The organism is Methylophaga sulfidovorans (assembly GCF_900114205.1).
Lineage (GTDB): Bacteria > Pseudomonadota > Gammaproteobacteria > Nitrosococcales > Methylophagaceae > Methylophaga > Methylophaga sulfidovorans.
Genome location: NZ_FOSH01000005.1, coordinates 67,036 through 86,945 on the forward strand (window position 1 = coordinate 67,036; position 19,910 = coordinate 86,945).

Consider the following 19,910-nt stretch of genomic DNA (forward strand, 5'->3'; position numbering starts at 1 on the left):
CTCACACTTTGAAATAAGATTGGATAGTATCGACCATATAATCAATCATCTCATCAGATAGCCCTGGAAAAACGCCGATCCACAACGAATCATTCATGACCTGATCGGTGACGGTTAATTCGCCAACACGACGATAGCTTTGCTGTTCAAAATAAGGCTGTTTGATGAGATTACCGCCAAAAACCAGTCGATTGGCTATCTTGTGTTGTTCAAGATACTGAATAAAGTCAGCTCGATTACCTTGTTTTAAGGTAATAGCAAAACCAAACCAGGACGGTTCAGCATTATTCTCTGCCTCCGGCAGTAACAAATAATCTTGTAGAGAAGCTAAGCCAGCATACAGACGTTGGAAGTTAGCTTTTCTCTTCTCAATAAAGCCCGTGACTTTATCCAATTGAGACAAGCCCACAGCAGCCTGCATATCAGAAATTTTCAGATTATAACCAAGATGAGAATAGGTATATTTATGGTCATAGCCGCAGGGCAGCTGTCCCAGCTGATAACTGAAGCGTTTATTACAGGTATTATCTTTACCTGGCTCACAGAAACAATCTCTGCCCCAGTCACGGAATGATTCCAGAATCAATTTCAGTTGGCCATTATTGGTATAAACTGCTCCACCTTCACCCATCGTAATATGATGAGCTGGATAAAAACTTAAGGTCGCGATATCACCAAATGTGCCAACATGCCGAGGCTGATTTAAGGCGATGGGCTGTCCACGATAATCGGTTAATTCAACAGAAGGAGAATAGCTGGTCCCCAGAGCATCACAACAATCTTCGATTAACCACAGATTATGTTGACGGGCAAAACTCACAACAGCATCAATATTGAATGTATTACCTAATGTATGCGCCATCATAATGGCTCGCGTTTTATCTGATAATGCGGCCTCAAGCTGACTGACGTCGATATTGTAGGATGGCAGGGTAATATCAACAAAAACCGGTACTAAACCGTTTTGTAAAATGGGGTTCACCGTAGTCGGAAAACCTGCTGCGACGGTGATGACTTCATCGCCTTTTTGAAGGGCACGCTCACCAAGCTTAGCTGAGGTCAGAGCTGTCAATGCTAATAGATTTGCCGACGAGCCAGAATTCACTGTCAGTACATGTTTAACACCAATAAATTCAGCAAGCGCCTGTTCAAACTGAGCATTAAACCGCCCCGTAGTCAGCCAGCCATCAAGTGATGCATCAACTAGATGCTGAATATCATTGCCATCCAAGACTTTCCCTGACACCGCGACATTATTCTGCCCTGGTTGGAAATCCATTGTCTGAAATTTATGCTGACTATAACGTTTTACCTGACGTTGAACCAAAGCCCGTAAAAGTCTTTCAAGGTTTAATGTTGAAATTTTTCCTTGCTGACTTGCCACATCAAGCGGGCCGGCAAAGACTGGAAAACGTAAGTCCAAATACAGATTAGTACCAATATTGTCATCATCAAAAACAAACAGTTCGAGTTCTGTTTCAGTATCCGTTAGTGCCAATATTTCATAACATTCAATTGTGGCAGATTCTATAGCTACGACAACACACAGTGTCGGTGACGTTGCCGCTTTATTAACCACACAGATACTGCCAACCGATAAAGAAATCGTTGAAGGTTCAGTGTGAGGTGTATGTAATGGATTCATGCTGTTATTGAATATCGTTTTGTCGCCTGAACAAATTGCTGAATCTGTTGCAAACTGAATTCACGCATATTGTTACCGGAATAAAAAGCATCATACCAATCAAACGTTTTTGATAAAGCCTCATCTATACGCCAGATGGGTTGCCACCCCAGTTTTTGTCTTGCTTTAGAACAATCCAGCATGAGTATATTGGCTTCATGATGTTCATTCTGTGATGGACTATACCATTCAAAGTTTGACCACTTTTTCTGTGCTTGTTCAACAAGATAATGTACAGGTTTTATATCGTCTTGCACTGGGCCAAAGTTCCAGGCTTCTGCCACCTCATCTCCTCGTTCAAACAACTTCTGGGCTAGTTGGAGGTATCCGGATAATGACTCTAAAACATGTTGCCAAGGTCGAATGGCAGCAGGATGGCGGATTTCTAATGCTTGTGTCGTTTGGGTTGCCCTTATTAAATCTGGTAGCAAGCGATAATCAGACCAGTCACCACCACCAATCACATTACCTGCTCTTGCAGTAGCAACGGCCGTTTCATTATCAGCAAAAAAGGATTTACGGTATGAGTCGGTGACAAGCTCTGCACAGCTTTTGCTATTGCTGTACGGGTCATGCCCTCCCAGTCGATCATTTTCACGATAAGGCCACGACCATTCATGATTTTCATAACATTTATCGGAGGTCACAACGACGACGGCTTTAACACTGGGACAATGTCTGACGGCCTCTAGAACATTCACCGTGCCCATCACATTAATTTGATAAGTGCCTACTGGATCAAGATAACTGGGTTTGACCAGTGATTGTGCAGCCAGATGAAATACGACTTCCGGCTGTGTTTGCTGCATGACTTCAGACAATCTGGCTAAATTACTGATATCTGCAGTCACCGAGTCAACAATCGTCTCTAACTCGATAGCCTGATACATTGAAGGCTGAGTATTTGGAGCAAGCGCATACCCACTTACTTTCGCTCCAAGTTCAGTCAGCCACAGACTAAGCCAGCTACCTTTAAAACCGGTATGACCGGTAATCAGAACAGATTTTTCTTGCCAAAAATGGGTATCAATCACCAGACTTTCCACGGCGCATTGCCTGACTGCCAGAGTTGCTCGAGATGTTGCTTATCACGGAGAGTATCCATGGGTTGCCAGAAGCCTTCATGCCGAAAGACTCGCAACTGCTGTTCAGTTACTAACTTCTGCAGTGGATAACCTTCCCAACTTGTCTTGTCATCGCTGATGTAATCAATGACTTTGGGAGATAAAACGAAAAAGCCGCCACTGACCATACCGTTATCACCTTTGGGCTTTTCCTGGAAGTTAACAACACGATCACCTTGAATATCTAAAGCACCGAATTTCGCTTGAGGATAAGCCGCTGTCACAGTAGCCAAACTTCCATGTTGCTGATGAAACTCAATACTAGTGCGAATATCGATATTGCCTACACCATCACCATAAGTCAGACAAAAGGCTTCATCATCTTTGACATAATCCCTAACACGACGGATACGACCACCGGTCATACTATCATCACCGGTATCGACCAGAGTTACTTTCCAAGGCTCTGCATGGGCTTCATGTACATGCATTTTATTATTTTGCATATCAAAGGTAACGTCCGACATATGCAAAAAATAATTCGCGAAATACTCTTTGATGAGATAGCCCTTGTAACCACAACAGATAATAAAATCATTCACACCATGATGTGAATAGATTTTCATAATGTGCCATAGGATTGGCTTGCCACCGATTTGAATAAGCGGTTTTGGCTTATTTATAGACTCTTCACTGATACGGGTGCCCAAGCCACCTGCCAGAATCACTGCTTTCATATTTTATAAATGACAACGGTTAGAAAGTTGTCAGTGTTTCATAAAAAGTTAAACAGGGACAGCCCCTGTACTTTGACATAGGCTTGTTGAGCCGCTTGTAAGCCTGTCGTTTGAGAATTCAGACGTGAAATGGCTTCAGCATAGTCCAAATCTTTTAGTTTAGTCAGACTGGTTTCAAGGCTGGTCAGGCTATCTTCATTAATACTGCGCTGTTGGTCAATAGAATTAATACGAGCACCGACTGTCGTTCTGGCAGTTGTTAATAAGTCAATGGCAGTCGACATATTATCGAGAAACTCACCATTGTTTGGCGCAGTACCAACTGTATTGGCTTTGAGCGCAGTAGAAAACTGATCAATTGTCTGAAAAATAGCTTGTGTCGACGTATCAGCATTGGTGATAACAAATACGTCATCTCCCGGAAAAGTCGCTTCCACTGAGTAATCACTACCGACGCGCATACTACGTTGGCCACCATCGCCACCATAAGCAAATGTAGTGGTATCAAACGCTTGAGTGAAAGACTGATAGCCTGAGAATAAAAATTCGCCGTTAGCATCCGTCGTGTTAGCCAGACTCACTAAAGATTTGTTCAACTCATCAATTTCTTCAGCAATACCAGTGCGAGCATTAGCGTCATTGGTTCCGTTCAAGGCCTGTACGGCGAGTTCGCGAATTCGTTGAACAAGATTTGTAGCACTTGTAAGTGCGTTTTCAGCCGAGTTGAGTTTATTATTCGCTACATCAGCATTGGCCAGATATTGTTCATTAATACTGACTTCACGCTCGTAATTAAGCGACTTAACCGCAGCCACCGGATCATCTGAAGGTCGTAAAATTCGCTGACCGGTAGAGACTTGTAATTGGGTATCAGCCAACTGTTTCTGCTGGGCCAGCATAGTATCAACACTTTGCTGTTGAATATAGGATGTAGATATTCTCATGATAATCTCCTAAACAGCATTAATCAGTGAATCAAAAATGGTATTGGAGACGATGATAATCTGAGATGCCGCCTGATAAGCCTGCTGAAACTTGATAAGCTGTGCCGCTTCCTCATCCAGATTAACGCCACCAACAGCATCAAACCGTTGTTCAGTTTGTTGTAATAAGGCAAGCTGTGTTTCCTGACTAGCTTCCGCTTGCTGTGTACGTGTAGCCACATCAGAAACCAGCACGGCATAACCTTCTGATAAGGAACGAGTCACCCCTGGTGCGATAGTCACTAATGTTTTGTCTGTTTCCAGGTTAGCCAGTGCTAATGCGTTTTCATTATTACCTGAACCAGAAACATTAACGAGGCCAGTTGCAGCATCAAATTTTGATGAAGCGGCAATGGCACGGGGATCGGTTATTGCCACCGAAATAGTGGCAGCGGTAATATTTGCCGGGTCAAAAAAGTCGCCGCCATCATTACCATCTAAATCAACTGAGCCTTGTCCACCATTGGCAATATTCGTTGTATTGTTATGGACAGCATTAAAACCTTCTACGACTGACTTTGCCAACACATCAAGCTCAGCTCTGACATCATCAATAATCGTGTCACGAAACTCCAAAGCCCCACCTAATGTGCCACCGGATAACTGACTAGTGATGTTGGTACTACTGTCACCATAACCAATACCTAATCTTGGTGGCGTGGTGGATGTGTCCGTCACTGTCGTTAAAGTCATACTTTTTGTGCCAGCGACTAAGGCTTGTCCATTGCCAATCAGAATATTTGTTGTGCCATTCGACTGCTCGATAACATTCACTGAAACAATCTCTGAAAGATCATTAATCAGTTTGTCACGCTTATCCATCAGATCATTTGGCGTGCCACCAGCACCACTAGCAGCCGTAATCGCGGCGTTTAGCTCAGCAATGCTTTTGGATAAATTATTGATGTCATCAACCGCCACGGTAATATCGTAGTCGATTTGTTCATCCAGTTGGGTCAGCTTAGAATCCATGGTATTAAAGCGGTTAGCTAACAACTCTCCCTGAGTCAGCATTAACTGTCTGGCAGCAATAGACGTTGGATCGTTTGCCAGCTCATTAACCGCATTAAAAAATTTGTTTAAACCACCGCTCAAACCTAAGTCTTCAGAGCCAAGCACATCATCAACTTGTTGAGAGTAACTAAGATAACTTCTCTGTGCCGCTTCTTGTGCAGTGTAGGTTCTGACCTGACTCGCCAAAAACGTATCATAAACACGTTCAACGGAGGTTATCTGTACACCTGTACCAAAATAGATATCACCTTTGTAATCAGGTGTTCGTGTCGCTTGGTCCGCACGCTGTCGTGTGTAGCCCTCAGTATTAACATTACTGATGTTATGACTGGTCGTCGATAAATTACCTTGGGCCGTTAATAATGCCGATGTCCCAATCCCTAGCAGACTCATGGCATGCTCCTTAACTCGTCAGCGTGATTATGCATGGTCTGACTCCAGCGAAATTCGTGCCAGAATGTCACTATTCATAATACGTTTAATTTTGTCGGAATAATTAGGGTCGGTTGCAAAGCCGGCTTTTTGCAATTGTTCAACAAAGGCATCGGCATTACCCGTGTGTTTTAATGCGTCACGGTAGCGAGGTTGCGTTTGCAGAAACTCAATATAGTCATTGAAACTATCCTGATATGAGTCATACGAACGGAACCGAGAAGCTTCGTTATAAGCCTGACCATCACGATATTCGAGTGCCACTTTACTGACGCTATCACCAGTCCAGCTTTTATCCGCCTTGATATTAAACAAGTTGAAACTCGTTTCTCCTGCCTCATCATTGAGAACAAACTTACCCCAGCCCGTTTCTAAAGCGGCTTGAGATAAAATCACTTCCGGTGCAACACCTATTTTATCTGCCGCTTGCTGAGCATAAGGCCAGAGTGTTTTTACAAAATCTTGAGGAGAATCAAACACAACTTGTCCGAGATTTTCTAATTCCGTGCTTGATTCATTTTTGATGTTTTCAGCATGAATATCACGTATCTGTTTTAACATCAGATCGTTTACTTTTTTAGCCAGTGCAGGCCTTATGGTAACCGTGTCATAACTATAGCTTTGATCGGTTTTGGCTGGCTGGGCTGACTGTAATTGATAACTACCCAACTGCTGAATAATCGCTTCCTGTAGTCCAAGCCCACCACGCGTAGATAGATCAGAAGCCAGTTGTTGGTCCGCCATATCCTGATACATTTTGCTTTGTGATGAGTCAAATATCCCGTCACCTAAACTTGCCTGACGCATCGATTTCAGCATCATATTGATAAACAATGACTCAAACTGACCAGCCACCTGCTTCAATGTTTGCTGACTATCAACATCCTTAACCGCTTGTTCACGTAATTGATTCAAACCATGAAAATCAACCGCTGATCGGGCAATATTCGACTCGTAAGCCATAACTAAATAACCACTAAGTCAGCCTTAAGTGCGCCGGCCTGCTTTAGTGCTTCAAGGATAGCAACTAAGTCACCAGGCGCCGCGCCGACTTGATTCACTGCACGTACAATTTCATCCAGCGATACACCCGGATTAAAGACAAACATCCGGCTATTTTCTTCAGTAATATTAATATTGTAGTTAGGTGTCACGACAGTCTGTCCTTGCGAAAAAGGTTCTGGCTGACTGACTTCAGGATTAGCCGAGATAGTGACCGATAAATTACCATGCGTCACGGCAGCAGGGCTCACCCGCACATGCTGTCCAATCACAATAGTGCCACTGCGTGAGTTAACCACGACTCTGGCAGGTGCTTCACCAGGATTAAGTTCTAGATTCTCAATTAAGGACATAAATGGAACACGCTGATTAGGATCGCGCGGCGCATTCACTTTGACTGAAGAAGCATCCATTGAGAATGCGGTATTCTTGCCTAAGGTATGGTTGATGGCATCGCTTAAGCGACTGGCGGTTGTGAAGTCCGGGCTATGTAGATTCAGAATAATAGAATCTCCCACATTTAAGGCATTTCTGACTGCTCGCTCAACCGTGGCACCGTTCGGCACTCGCCCGGCACTTGGAATATTAACTGTTAATCGTGAACCATCGGCAGCATCAGCACCAAAGCCACCAACAATCAGATTACCTTGTGCCATGGCATAGATTTGTCCATCCGCCCCTTTTAATGGAGTCATTAATAAACTACCACCGCGCAGGCTCTTGGCATCGCCAAGTGATGAGACGGTAATATCAATGGTTTGACCGGGCTTCACAAAAGGTGGTAAATCAGCATGAACTGAAACTGCCGCCACGTTTTTACTTTTAGGATCGGTTCCAGGTGGGATATTAATGCCCATCTCCACCAGCATATTCCGTAAACTTTGCCCGGTAAATTTCGTTTTATCGCCCGTACCATTAAGGCCTACGACCAAACCATAACCAATTAATTGGTTACTACGCACACCTGCAATAGACGCTAAATCTTTAACCCGTTCAGCACAGGCGAGGCCTGAACTCACTAATAATGCAAATATAATAAATACTCTGAACTTCATAACTTTTACCCTTTAAAAAGGCATCAATGCACTGACAAAGAATCGACTTAACCAGCCCATCACATTGGCATCATTAGTCGGGCCATCCCCCACATAAGAAATCTGAGCATCAGCAATCCGAATAGACGAAATAGAATTATCTGCCTCGATATCTCTTGGGCTTATCATCCCTGACAAACGTATGTATTCGTTTCCTTGGTTAATAGTGACCACCCGTTCTCCACGAATCACCATATTACCGTTCGGTAAAACCTCAACTACCGACACACTAATATTGCCGGTCAACTCATTTTTCTGATCACTATCGCCCTGTCCCTTGAAGTTAGAATTTGATCCCAGACCGAATGCCAGGTTATTGTCCTTTGTACTTGCCAAAGGAAGCTGACCAGGTAAGTTAAATTGAGGTGTTGTTCCAAACAGTGTTGGATTATCAATCGAGTTATTATTGGATTTATTAATTTTCGTCTCTGTTTCTTTTTTCGCGTCGGTCTGCTCTTCCAACTTCACTGTCAAAATGTCGCCTACACGTCTCGCACGATAATCCTCAAATAATGAAATATTATTGCGAGCGTCAAAAATAGCGCCATCATAATTATCCTGTGGCTCTATCGGCTCGGGGCGAACGGCAGCAAAAGCGGGATCGCGCTTAACCTCATTGCTATAGCAACCAGATAACATTGCCACAGCAAGAAATACTAAAAATGGGGCAACTGTTTTCATTTTGACACTCCGAAAAAATACGCACTTCACCTAAAAGTTGAAGCAGAGTTCGTGCCAAAATTATGAAAAAGGACAGGAAGGTAAAAAAGAAAAGGGCTACTTGGTGGGGGACAACAAGTAGCCCAAAGCTATGACTAAAGATTCTGACTAGCGTACTGCAGCATTTGATCGGACGTAGAGATCGCTTTTGAGTTCATCTCATAAGCACGTTGAGTTTCAATCATATTAATCAGCTCAGTCACCACATTAACATTCGATGTTTCCAGTGCTCCACCAACGGTCTGACCAAAACCATCTAAGCCAGGCGTGCCGGTAATTGGCGTACCACTTGCTCCTGTTTCCTGAAACAAGTTTTCACCAATAGGCTGCAAACCTGTCGGATTAACAAAGTCGGCTAATTCAATATTACCCACAATTGTTGGTGTCGCCGTACCTGGCTGAGTCACACTCACCGTGCCATCGGAGCCCACGGTGATACTTTGAACATCCGCAGGAATCGTTATCGATGGCTCTAATGGATTACCATTTGACATTACAATCTGTCCATCTGAATCAAGCTGAAACGTACCATCTCTGGTGTAAGACAATGTGCCATCCGGCATCAGAATTTGAAAAAAGCCACGACCGTTAACGGCAATATCGAGTGCCTGTTCAGTTTGGATAATATTACCTTGCGTGTGTAACTTTTCTGTCGCTACAGTCCTGACACCTGTACCTATCATCAACCCCGAAGGCAATTGTGTACTTGTAGAAGATTGCGCGCCTGGCTGTCTTATTGTCTGATATAACAAATCCTCAAACACCGCCCTATCTTGCTTAAATCCTGTTGTGTTGACGTTAGCCAAGTTATTGGAAATAACTGACATACGTGTTTGCTGGGCATCTAGGCCAGTTTTGGCAATCCACAAAGCCTGATTCATAATCGTCTCCTGAAGTCCTATGCAACCGTCGTATTAGCGTTAATTGCTTAAGTACTTATCTGCATTAAACGTGCCGATGCTGCACTATTTTCTTGTGTTGTATCCATCATTTTGACTTGCATTTCATATTGCCTCTGCAACTCGATCATATTGACCAGAGCACCTACCGCATTAACATTACTACCCTCTAAGGTACCGGAGGCAACTGTAACCGTCGCATCTAATGGTGCTTCTGAGCCATCCTGCATTCTCATGAGACCATCAGAGTCTTTGAATACTTGCTGTAAATCTGGTTTAACTAATTTAATCCGATCTAATACGGCAAGGGCATTTGCCGCTTCACCAATGGGGCGGATAGATATCGTCCCATCATTACCGATATCAATTGTTTGCGCTGGAGGAATAGCAATAGGACCACCCTCACCCATCACGGCAAGTCCGGTACCTGTCACCAACTGCCCAGCTTCAGTCACATGAAGATCACCAGCACGCGTGTAACCCTCACGGCCGTCTTTACCTTGCACAGCAATGAAACCTTCACCTTGAACAGAAATATCCAGATCACGGCCAGTAGATTGAATAGAACCTGTTTGGTAATCCGTTTGTGGTCGCTCCAGCATCGAGTAAACACGGCTGGGTAAACCTTCGCCAAATACCGGCATACTCCTGAATTGTTCAAAATCCGCACGAAAACCCGTGGTATTCACATTTGCCAAATTATTGGCGTTAGCGGCTTGGGCCAACATAGTCTGTTGAGCCCCGTTCATGGCGATATATAAACTACGGTCCATTATTTCTACCCTCAATACGCTGCCAGAGGCAGCGTACTTTTAAAGAAAAACGTTATCGCAGGTTAATAATGGTCTGAGTTATGGCGTTATTTGTCTCAATCGCTTTTGAGTTAGCCTGGAAGTTACGTTGTGCCGTAATCAATCCTACTAGCTCAGCCGTCAAATCGACATTGGATGTTTCTAATGCACCCGCCTGAATTTGACCAAAACTACCTGTTGCAGCTTCACCTGCAATGACCGGGCCAGAATCAGTGGTTTCTTTCCAGGCAGTACTACCAATTTTGTTCAGTGCCTGGGGATTAGCAAAGTTACCCATGGCAATTTTTCCGATAGGAATAGCTTGCCCATTACTATAGTTTGCTCTGATTAAGCCTTCTTCACTCACGTCTACCCCAGTTAAACGACCTGTCGGGAAACCATTTACAGTGAGAGCACCAACATTAAAACTACCAGAGTTCTGGGTTGAGCCGGTAAGTGCTAGTGTAATTGTTTGTGTTTCTGCACCACTCATCCACTCAGTTGCCCCGCCATCAGTAAAAGATAAGTTGATAGGATCGATACCTGCAGTACTTGGATCAGCATCAACCTGATTCAAAGTACCATCAGCATTAAAACTGATACGAGCATCTGTTTCTAAAGCGAAGGGGACCCCGGCAGTACCTCCTTTGACTTCACCACCATCAACGTAAGCAGCCATTTGCCATTGGTTATCACCCACAGGGACACCGCCATCTAATGCCGCCTCGTCAATATGTTGATAATAGGTAGTCACGATATGTTCATTACCCAAAGAATCATAAATTGTTGCTGAGGTTGTATAACTGTAGGTTGTATCGTCGGTTGGGTCGATGGCCAAAATACCCCCTGTACCACTATCAATAATGCCATCGGATGTAGAAGGTAAATTAGTGGCGATTTTCAACTCTGTTGTCGCTTCAGGTGCACCAACTGATGCAGGTAATTGAATGGGTGATGTCGCATTCATACTAGTTGCCGAAATGTTACCTTGCGCATCCACAGGGAAAGTTCTTAGGTACCAGCCTTCATTTGAAACAATGTATCCATCTTTATCAACACCGAATTCACCTGCTCGTGAGTATATGACTTCCCCGCTATCTAACTCTGGTGCTAAAGCAAAAAAGCCTTGTCCACTTATCGCCAAATCCAAGGAATTATCTGTGAACTCAAGATTACCCTGATTAAATTGCTGAGCCACATTTTGTAATACGGCACCACTACCGATAGCGGTTTGATTGGTTGAGCCGAAGGCTGAAACGGCAAAAACGTCACCAAATTCTGCACGAGACATCTTAAAGCCAGTCGTGTTGACGTTAGCAATATTGTTTGATTTGACGTTTAGATCGGCTGTTGCCGCATTCAAACCACTTAAAGCTGTGCTAAATGACATAAGATATTCTCCTAAAGAATTTCAACAACTTCACTAAATGACGCAGAACCAATTCCGGCCAAATTCACTATTAATCCATCGGTCGAACTGATTGAAACACTCGACACCTGAGCCAAAACGCCGGTAGCAAAAGCCGTATTAGAACCATCAACCGTACCTGAGGCTTTAAACTGATAAACACCTTCTGGTAAGGCTTCACCATTATCATCAAACCCATCCCAGGTGAAATCGGTATAACCTGAGGCTGCCCCCATGTCGATGGTGCGAACGACGACACCCGCCTCGTCATAAATTTTCACTTTTAAATCCGTGACTGGATCGGCAACATTTATCCGACCAGATAAACCATCTGTTGCCGTTAAGTTACCAATCGATGATGGGATTAACACTGTTCTTCCAACTAATGAGGATCCCTGCAATGCTTGGTTGGATTGCATAGAGTTGGCAAAAGTAGAAAAAGAATCCTGCAGGTCTGATAAACCTGTCACCTGAGCAAAAGACGCTATTTGTCCAAGAAAATCCCCATTCTCCATTGGGTTCATTGGATCCTGATACTTCAACTGTGTTGTCATCAGGGACATAAAATCTTCCATTCCCAATGTACCCGGGTCTTTTTTGCTATCTTCTTTTGAACGATTTGAGTTCAAGAATGCATATGGGTTGTTATCATTAATTCCGCTCACAGCCATCTCTCACCCCTCCTTATTGCCCTAACTGTAATGTTCTTAACAGCAATTGTTTTGAGGTATTCGCGATTTCAACGTTGTTTTGATAGGAACGTGACGCGGACATCATATTTGCCATTTCGGTAATCGGATCCACATTTGAGTGGAAAATATAGCCATCCTCATTTGCCATTGGATGGCTCGGGTTATATTCCTGTCTGACAGGTGCCTGACTTTCAACAATACCCTGAACTTGAACAGCACCCTGCTTATAACCTTCCTGAGCATTATCCAGCACGGTAGCAAACACGGGTTGTCTGGCTTTATAGGTCTGATTGATACTACTGCTAACACTATCCACATTAGCCAGATTACTTGCCGTTGTATTCAGACGCAGAGACTGAGCACTCATGCCGCTTCCGGCAATATCAAAAATATTAAATAACGACATTGTGCCTATTCTCCTTTCAGTGCTCGAGTCAGCGAGTTAAACTTACCACCCAAAAATTGCAGGCTGGCCTGATACTGAACAGCATTCTGCATAAACTGTGCCTGCTCTACTTCTTCATCAACACTATTGCCATCTAAAGAGTCTTGTGTGGCCACCCGGTATTGGATAGGTGCCATCAGTCCATTTGATTCCGGGTTTGTTGAATAATGTTTTTGGTTAGTTGTGTTTAATTGACTAGACGATGATCCTGTCATCGCATTATTCAAAGCTTCCCTGAAATCAATATCTTGAGCTTTATAATTGGGCGTATCGGCATTGGCCATATTGGTGGCAAGCAACTCTGCACGCTGTGAACGCACACGTAATGCGTCAGCATGAATTCCAATTGCACTATCAAAATTAATCGGCATCTATACGCCTCCATCCTCATTTACAATTGTCATTCAGCATTTAACGTGCCAACTAAACTAACTGTCTGAATTGCCGATAAGTAGCCATAAGTTCGGCAATATAGAGGTCAAACATAGCGGCAAAGATTTCCCCCTATTGCCGCCTTGTTGGTACACTAAAAACGACGATATGACTGATTTTCACAGTTATTTTTCAAATATGAGACAAGCCCCACAAAGTCCATTGATTGAAGCTTGACTGAGAAAATAAATAAGGCTAAAACCGACCACATGGAGAGGACTAGATGACGTGGTAAAAGACAAAATTAATCAAGGATTTACTTTAGTTGAATTGATGGTGACGCTTGCTGTAGCCGCCATCATATTAGCTATTGCCGCGCCGAGTTTTTCTCAGATGATTAGAGATCATCGACTTATCACAACAGCGAATGATTTTATGGGTACGATGCAATTGGCCAGGAGTGAAGCGATCAGGCGTGGTGTTCAAGTAACGATGCTGCCAGTCATCGATGGTGACTGGAGTCGTGGCTGGAATGTATTCACTGACTGGAATACAAATGAGTCGCTTGGAGATGTAGGCAATGTCTGTGAGGAAAATAAGGATTGCTTTCTTGCTCAACAAAATTCACTCAGCACTAACATTAGCTCAAATAGTAACGGTAGTCTTGGGAAAGGATTCCGTTTTATGCCAACAGGAGAGATATTGACTATTGATGGATTAGTCAACGGTACGATCACCTTTTGTTCAAGTCAGAGCTATAGTAGAACAATCACTATTAGCAGTTCAGGTAGTTCAAGAGTAGGCATTGGAGACACAAAATGCCCATGAAAAAACAACAACGTGGTTTTACACTCTTAGAAGTCATGGTGGCGGTATTTGTACTTGCACTTGGTTTACTCGGCATGGCGCACCTTCAAGTCACAACACTTAAAAGCAACCAAACCGCAGGATTAGAATCTCAAGCCAACATCTTAGCTTCCGATATATTGGACAGGATGCGTTCAAATAAAAAAGCCGCATACACAGGCGCATACAATTACACCTCAACAACCGATGTTTCTGGTACTAGTATCTCAGCAAAAGATTTGGCGAACTGGTCAGCTCTAATGAAAAATAACCTGCCTTCAGGATCAGGTGAAATAACATGTCCAGCATACGACTCGAGCAAAGTATTTATATGCAAAATAACAATCTCTTGGTCAGATAAGCAATTAGGCGATGAAAATACTAACTACGGTGATTATGATACATCAGCTCTGTTATTAGAGAGTGCAATATGAAAAAAAACAAAGGCTTTTCTTTAGTTGAGCTCATGGTAGCGCTAGTCATAGGTCTTTTATTAATAGCTGGGGTAATTGAATTATTTGTCAGCAGTCGACAAATGTATCGCGTGCAAGACATGAAAGCCCGAATGCAGGAAGATGGACGTTATGCCGTTTTCCGTATATCCAAATTACTCAGCAGAACTGGTTATTTAGGCTGTAATTCCCTACAGAATAGTGATGGCTCCGAGATTACTAATACACTGAATAATGCAGATTCTTATTTTTGGGACTTTGATGTCCCGCTGACAGGCCATAAGTCAAATGGCGATGGCTCATGGAGTCCAGCCTTAACTGATATACCCAGTGTTGACAAAAACAGTGACGTACTGACATTACGCACAGTAGATGAAGTATATATTCAAATAGATGAACATGATGTCGGTGGCACTGATGACGCTAATGTTGAAAATTATTCAGCACCACTGAAAATTCCTGCGACAAACGGGTTAACTCCGTGTTCAACAGACAAGGACAATCCTAAATACAAGGCAACCTGCTCAAATATTGTCATGGTAAGTGACTGTGAAAATACAGCTATTTTTCAAGTAACAAATGATCCATCAGCAGATGGGACATTGGAGCATACTGTAGGGGGAGATGCTAGCCCCGGTAACAGCACACCTAATCTTGGAGCCACATTCAGACGAGGCTGGCTAAATACCATCGCATCTCACTCTTTCTATGTTTCTGCACAAAGCGGCACACCTTCACTTTATGAAAAAGTTGGTAGCAATAGTGCTGAAGTCGTAGTAGATGGGGTAGAGACCATGAAAGTCGAATATGGCATTGATGATGATAATGATCTCAACGTTGATAAGTATGTTAATGCTTCAGGAGTAACTGATTGGTCTAAAATTATTAGTGTCAGAATTTCTCTGGTGATGATTAACATTGATGTTAATCAAAATACTAATGTCGCAGTCTCAAACAGTACTTATCTCCTAAATGGAGTTCAATATCCTTCAAATGATGGTCGTTTACGTCAAGTCTTTACCAAAACCATTGCCCTAAGGAATCGTGCCTTATGACTAAAAGAAATGAAGCTGGGGCAGCTCTAATTGTAAGCTTAGTTATGCTGCTATTAATGACAATGATAGGTATTTTTGCAATGCGAACTAGCATTATGGAAGAAAAAATGGCTGCAAATCAAATTGACCGTGATATTGCTTTTGAAGCTGCAGAAATAGCACTTAGAGAAGCTGAGTTGCAAATTCTATCATGGTCAGACTTTCCTCTAGCCACAGATGACGGTTCTTATAACGGTGTATGGACCCGTGATTCGATGGATCCAGTAACTAATAATGCTACCCCTTGGTGGATAGAGACTGATGAGGCATGGTGGAAAAATAATAATAACTCTATGGTTGCTAACAAACCTAGTGAAGCTATTGATGCACCAAGATATGTTATTGAAGAAGTCTATAAGGACCGTGGTGACCTTGAAAGCGAGCCCAATGAAGGAACGAAAAAGTTTTATCGAGTAACGGCTAGAGGTATAGGTGCCTCAGCTCAAGCAAGAGTTCTTTTGCAAAGCACTGTCGTATTGAGGTTTTAACTATGAAAATATCAGCTCGAATTATCTCGATTGTCAGCCTCTTTACATACTCAGCATTAGCAACGGCCGGAAGCTTGAATATAAGTAAAACCCCACTCTACATCGGTGGCTCCGTCGAAGCTAATATTATGTTTACCCTTGATGACTCAGGCTCAATGCAATTTGAACTCATGCCTGGTAACATAAATGACTATGCATACTATTTGTTCCCTAGACCAGACAATGTATATAACGGCGGTATGTATAAAAATCAAATTCCCAACTTTGATGATGATAACGTACATAATTTTTATTATCGTTCAGCAGCAAACAATGCCGTATTTTACAATCCAGATATTACTTATTTACCTTGGAAGGACTATAACGGAAATAGCATGGGCAATGCTGATCCATCAGCTACTTTATATAACCCGACCGCACCTAATAGAGGAAGTATAAATTTAAAAGCTAAGCAGACACAAAACGTATGCTGGTTTAAACATGCTAGTAGTCTGAGCAGTGCTTATGGAGCTCCGTGTTATGGTGACTATAGTTATTGGCCCATCACTTACTATAAATACAACGGAAGCGTCTCTGACTCCGATGCATTAAGATTAGATCGCTCACGCTATACAAGAGTCAGAATTACTAACTCAACCTCAGCTGGCGCAACTTTTACCAGTCCAAACGGTACGACTCGAACCCGTGATGAAGAAATTCAGAATTTTGCTAATTGGTTTCAATATTATCGCTCAAGAATATTAACTGCTCGAGCAGGGATAGGTCGTGCATTTTCTGCTCAACCTGATAATATTCGAGTTGGTTTTGGAGCCATCAATCAAGGACAAAAAACAATTGATGGCATAACAAGTCAAAGCTCACTGATTAAAGGCTTGAGAAAGTTTTCAGGAACGGAACGTGAAGACTTTTTTAATAAGCTTTACACACATACAATCGGTCCTAACGGCACACCTCTGAGATCCGCGGCAAAAAGTGTTGGCCAATATTTCGAGAGAAAAGACAACAAAGGCCCTTGGGGAGAAACCCCCGGCACTGAAGATTCTGCAGATCAACTAACCTGTCGCCAAAGCTACCATATTTTAATGACTGATGGATATTGGTCTAGTGAAGATAATCTAAACATTGGAAATGCCGATGGCACAAACGGTACAAAGATTACCGGGCCAGACAATGATGATTATCAATATATTGCCGAACTGCCATACTACGATGATAAGAACAATACATTAGCTGATATAGCAATGCATTATTGGAAACGAGACTTACGTACTGATCTGGAAAATAAAGTCCCCACAAATAGTGATGACAAGGCATTCTGGCAGCACTTGGTCACCTTTACAGTTGGCTTAGGTGTAACAGGAAGTATAGATCCTGACACTGATCCTAAGGATATAATAAGTTGGTCAGATCCTTATCAGAGTGACGTCGCAAAAATTGATGATATGTTGCATGCAGCCATTAATAGTAGAGGCCAGTTCTTTAGTGCATCCAATCCCGAAATCTTTGCTGAATCTCTGACGAATATACTGAACAATATTTCAGATAGAAATTCATCATCAGCATCAGTAGCGATTGATGCTGGCTCATTAAAGACAGATACTCAAACTTATCAAGCCACATACAACAGTGGTGATTGGAGTGGCAAGCTCCTTGCCTATGGTTTTGATGAAAATGGAAAAGTAATTGATATACCAATTTGGGATGCATCTAAAAAGGTTCCGAATGCACCTCAACGAATAATATTTACTTATGATGGCACTAGTGGTCAACCCTTCAGGCTAAATAACCTTTCAGAATCGCAACAGGCTATTCTAAACCAAGACAAAAGTGCTCCATCAGATTATAACGATAGGCTGCTCAACTATCTCCGTGGTGACAGATCATTTGAAAAAGCGAATGGTGGAACATACCGAGACAGGAAAGCTACACTAAACAATAACTCTTCAGCACCTCCAACATTAGGGGATATTGTTAATTCATCTCCAATTTTAGTTGCCAAACCCAATGCAGACTATTATGACGACTGGGGAGACAGAGGTAATGATCAACCTGAAGATGCCTATCCCTATTCTTCTTTTGTTCGAGCCAATCTTGAACGTACAAACATGCTATACGTTGGAGCAAATGATGGAATGCTACATGCGATACAAGCTAATGGTAGTAATGCTGGGGCTGAGCGCTTTGCATATGTACCCGCCGAAATTTATCCAAATCTTAGTGAGTTAGCTAACCCTAATTACTCTCATCAATTTTATGTTGATGCGACCCCAATTGCCTTCGATGCCTTTTATGATGATGCATGGCATACCATACTGATTTCAGGTCTAGGAGCTGGCGGTCAAGGCTTCTTTGCTATAGATGTAACAGATCCTGATAGTTTTTCCAGTGAAGTAAAAGCAGCGAAAAATGTTTTATGGGAATTTACAGATAAATATGACTCTGAAAAAAACATCGGTGATCCTAACCTAGGCTTCACGATGGGACAGGCTAGTATTATCAGACTAAATAATGGTAAGTGGGCTGCCCTTTTTGGAAATGGGTATAACAACACAGTTGACAATGGTAATGATAAATCTACAGCCAATGATAGTGTCAGCGGGAACGGATTTATTTATCTTGTTGATATAAAAACAGGATCAATTATTCGTAAATTTGATACAAAAGTAGGGATGGCTCAAGACCCAACAGGAAGTGGTAGGCCGAATGGTATTGCTACCCCATCAGCAGTTGATATTAATAAAGATGGAACAACTGATGCTATTTATGCAGGAGATTTATTTGGGAATGTATGGAGTATAGATCTAACTGGAAATGATACGAGCACGTGGGATTTTACATATAAGGTTGAAGATGTGCCAGTTCCAATATTCACTTCTTGTGCAGCGAATACTTGCACTAATATGAATATACAACCGATCACTACCAGGATCATACCTAAGAAACATCCGACTAAAGATGGCTACCTTCTTTTATTTGGTACAGGTAAATATTTCGAAGTAGGAGATCACAACAGAAATAGCGAAACCACACAGACATTTTATGGCATTTGGGATCCTCGTACCTCTGTACTCAACTCATTCAACAGATCGCAATTACTTCAACAGAATATTCTCTCAGAAATAATGAACGATGAGGGGGAGCGATATAGGATATCCTCAGATTACAATATAAACTGGGGACTAAATAGCAGTAATGGAGAAAAAAGAGGCTACTATATTGACCTTATTAATCTTGCATCTAATGGTAGTAATGATGGTGAGCGAATGGTCAGCCGCCCAATTCTTAGAGATGACAAAATTATTTTCACTACGTTAATACCATCTGATGATGCATGCTTAGGTGGCGGTACTAGTTGGATAATGGAATTCAATTATTTAACTGGTGGAAGGCTTGAATATTCTCCTTTTGATTATAATGGTGACGGAGTAATCGATGCAAATGACTTTATAGAAGTGCAGATTGGCACAGATGAAAATGGAGACCCTGTTAAAATAAAAGTACCTGCTTCTGGCAGAGGCTTTGATAGTATTGTCTCAACGCCGGCGATATCGAAACCTGCTGGTTCATCCAACATTGAAATTAAAATAATGAGCAATGCTGATGGTGGTCTAACGATTATAAAAGAAGCAGCTCCTTTAGATGCAGTCGGTAGAGCTTCATGGATACAACTCAACTATTAGTCTCAACCAGGAT

The 19,910-nt window shown here is 42.5% G+C and carries 19 protein-coding genes; 5 read left to right on the forward strand and 14 right to left on the reverse strand.

From position 1 onward, the window contains the following. Position 1: 1 nt before the first annotated feature. The 14 genes from rfbH to flgB form a co-directional block, all read right to left on the reverse strand. Positions 2-1,645, reverse strand: coding sequence for a lipopolysaccharide biosynthesis protein RfbH (gene rfbH, locus BM232_RS05310; RefSeq protein WP_091712162.1), 1,644 nt, complete (start codon positions 1,643-1,645; stop codon positions 2-4). Next, complete coding sequence (gene rfbG, locus BM232_RS05315) at positions 1,642-2,730, reverse strand: CDP-glucose 4,6-dehydratase (RefSeq protein ID WP_177207258.1); 1,089 nt, start codon at positions 2,728-2,730, stop codon at positions 1,642-1,644. The genes rfbH and rfbG overlap by 4 nt, the downstream gene beginning before the upstream one ends. After that, positions 2,715-3,485, reverse strand: coding sequence for a glucose-1-phosphate cytidylyltransferase (gene rfbF, locus BM232_RS05320; RefSeq protein WP_091712164.1), 771 nt, complete (start codon positions 3,483-3,485; stop codon positions 2,715-2,717). Before rfbF ends, rfbG begins: the two co-directional genes overlap by 16 nt. A gap of 38 nt (positions 3,486-3,523) precedes the next feature. Further along, on the reverse strand, positions 3,524-4,429 hold the full coding sequence (flgL, locus tag BM232_RS05325) for a flagellar hook-associated protein FlgL (RefSeq protein ID WP_091712167.1): 906 nt from the start codon (positions 4,427-4,429) through the stop codon (positions 3,524-3,526). Between the two features lie 9 nt (positions 4,430-4,438). Then, entirely contained in the window at positions 4,439-5,875 is a 1,437-nt protein-coding gene (gene flgK / locus BM232_RS05330; RefSeq protein WP_091712169.1) for a flagellar hook-associated protein FlgK, read from the reverse strand. A 27-nt stretch (positions 5,876-5,902) separates the two neighbouring features. After that, the gene (gene flgJ, locus BM232_RS05335) at positions 5,903-6,877 is read right to left on the reverse strand and encodes a flagellar assembly peptidoglycan hydrolase FlgJ (protein WP_091712171.1); all 975 of its coding nucleotides are present in this window, start codon (positions 6,875-6,877) and stop codon (positions 5,903-5,905) included. Positions 6,878-6,879: 2 nt separating this feature from the next. Then, the gene (locus BM232_RS05340) at positions 6,880-7,971 is read right to left on the reverse strand and encodes a flagellar basal body P-ring protein FlgI (RefSeq protein ID WP_091712172.1); all 1,092 of its coding nucleotides are present in this window, start codon (positions 7,969-7,971) and stop codon (positions 6,880-6,882) included. 12 nt (positions 7,972-7,983) lie between these two features. Continuing rightward, on the reverse strand, positions 7,984-8,691 hold the full coding sequence (locus BM232_RS05345; protein ID WP_091712174.1) for a flagellar basal body L-ring protein FlgH: 708 nt from the start codon (positions 8,689-8,691) through the stop codon (positions 7,984-7,986). A gap of 134 nt (positions 8,692-8,825) precedes the next feature. Further along, positions 8,826-9,611 (reverse strand): flagellar basal-body rod protein FlgG, encoded by a 786-nt coding sequence (gene flgG / locus BM232_RS05350; protein WP_091712177.1) that lies wholly within the window; start codon positions 9,609-9,611, stop codon positions 8,826-8,828. A gap of 47 nt (positions 9,612-9,658) precedes the next feature. Then, positions 9,659-10,402, reverse strand: coding sequence for a flagellar basal-body rod protein FlgF (gene flgF / locus BM232_RS05355; RefSeq protein ID WP_091712180.1), 744 nt, complete (start codon positions 10,400-10,402; stop codon positions 9,659-9,661). Between the two features lie 52 nt (positions 10,403-10,454). Next, on the reverse strand, positions 10,455-11,810 hold the full coding sequence (gene flgE / locus BM232_RS05360; protein WP_091712182.1) for a flagellar hook protein FlgE: 1,356 nt from the start codon (positions 11,808-11,810) through the stop codon (positions 10,455-10,457). Between the two features lie 11 nt (positions 11,811-11,821). Further along, complete coding sequence (locus BM232_RS05365) at positions 11,822-12,499, reverse strand: flagellar hook assembly protein FlgD (protein ID WP_091712184.1); 678 nt, start codon at positions 12,497-12,499, stop codon at positions 11,822-11,824. 13 nt (positions 12,500-12,512) lie between these two features. Next, the gene (flgC, locus tag BM232_RS05370; RefSeq protein ID WP_007144587.1) at positions 12,513-12,926 is read right to left on the reverse strand and encodes a flagellar basal body rod protein FlgC; all 414 of its coding nucleotides are present in this window, start codon (positions 12,924-12,926) and stop codon (positions 12,513-12,515) included. A gap of 5 nt (positions 12,927-12,931) precedes the next feature. Continuing rightward, positions 12,932-13,336: a flagellar basal body rod protein FlgB gene (flgB, locus tag BM232_RS05375; protein ID WP_091712187.1), complete on the reverse strand. Its 405-nt coding sequence runs from the start codon at positions 13,334-13,336 to the stop codon at positions 12,932-12,934. Between the two features lie 289 nt (positions 13,337-13,625). Here flgB and BM232_RS05380 point away from each other — a divergent pair, with 289 nt between their 5' ends. Genes BM232_RS05380 through BM232_RS05400 form a run of 5 tightly spaced genes read left to right on the forward strand, consistent with a single transcriptional unit; the run spans position 13,626 to position 19,897 of the window. Further along, positions 13,626-14,165, forward strand: a complete 540-nt coding sequence (locus BM232_RS05380) for a GspH/FimT family pseudopilin (protein WP_091712188.1) — start codon at positions 13,626-13,628, stop codon at positions 14,163-14,165. After that, positions 14,162-14,617 (forward strand): type IV pilus modification protein PilV, encoded by a 456-nt coding sequence (gene pilV / locus BM232_RS05385; protein WP_177207259.1) that lies wholly within the window; start codon positions 14,162-14,164, stop codon positions 14,615-14,617. Before BM232_RS05380 ends, pilV begins: the two co-directional genes overlap by 4 nt. Continuing rightward, positions 14,614-15,690, forward strand: coding sequence for a PilW family protein (locus tag BM232_RS05390; RefSeq protein WP_091712393.1), 1,077 nt, complete (start codon positions 14,614-14,616; stop codon positions 15,688-15,690). Before pilV ends, BM232_RS05390 begins: the two co-directional genes overlap by 4 nt. Further along, on the forward strand, positions 15,687-16,217 hold the full coding sequence (locus BM232_RS05395) for a pilus assembly PilX family protein (protein ID WP_091712190.1): 531 nt from the start codon (positions 15,687-15,689) through the stop codon (positions 16,215-16,217). The genes BM232_RS05390 and BM232_RS05395 overlap by 4 nt, the downstream gene beginning before the upstream one ends. 2 nt (positions 16,218-16,219) lie before the next feature. Next, a complete protein-coding gene (locus BM232_RS05400) occupies positions 16,220-19,897 on the forward strand; it encodes a pilus assembly protein (RefSeq protein ID WP_091712191.1) in 3,678 nt (1,225 codons plus the stop codon). Positions 19,898-19,910 lie beyond the last annotated feature (13 nt).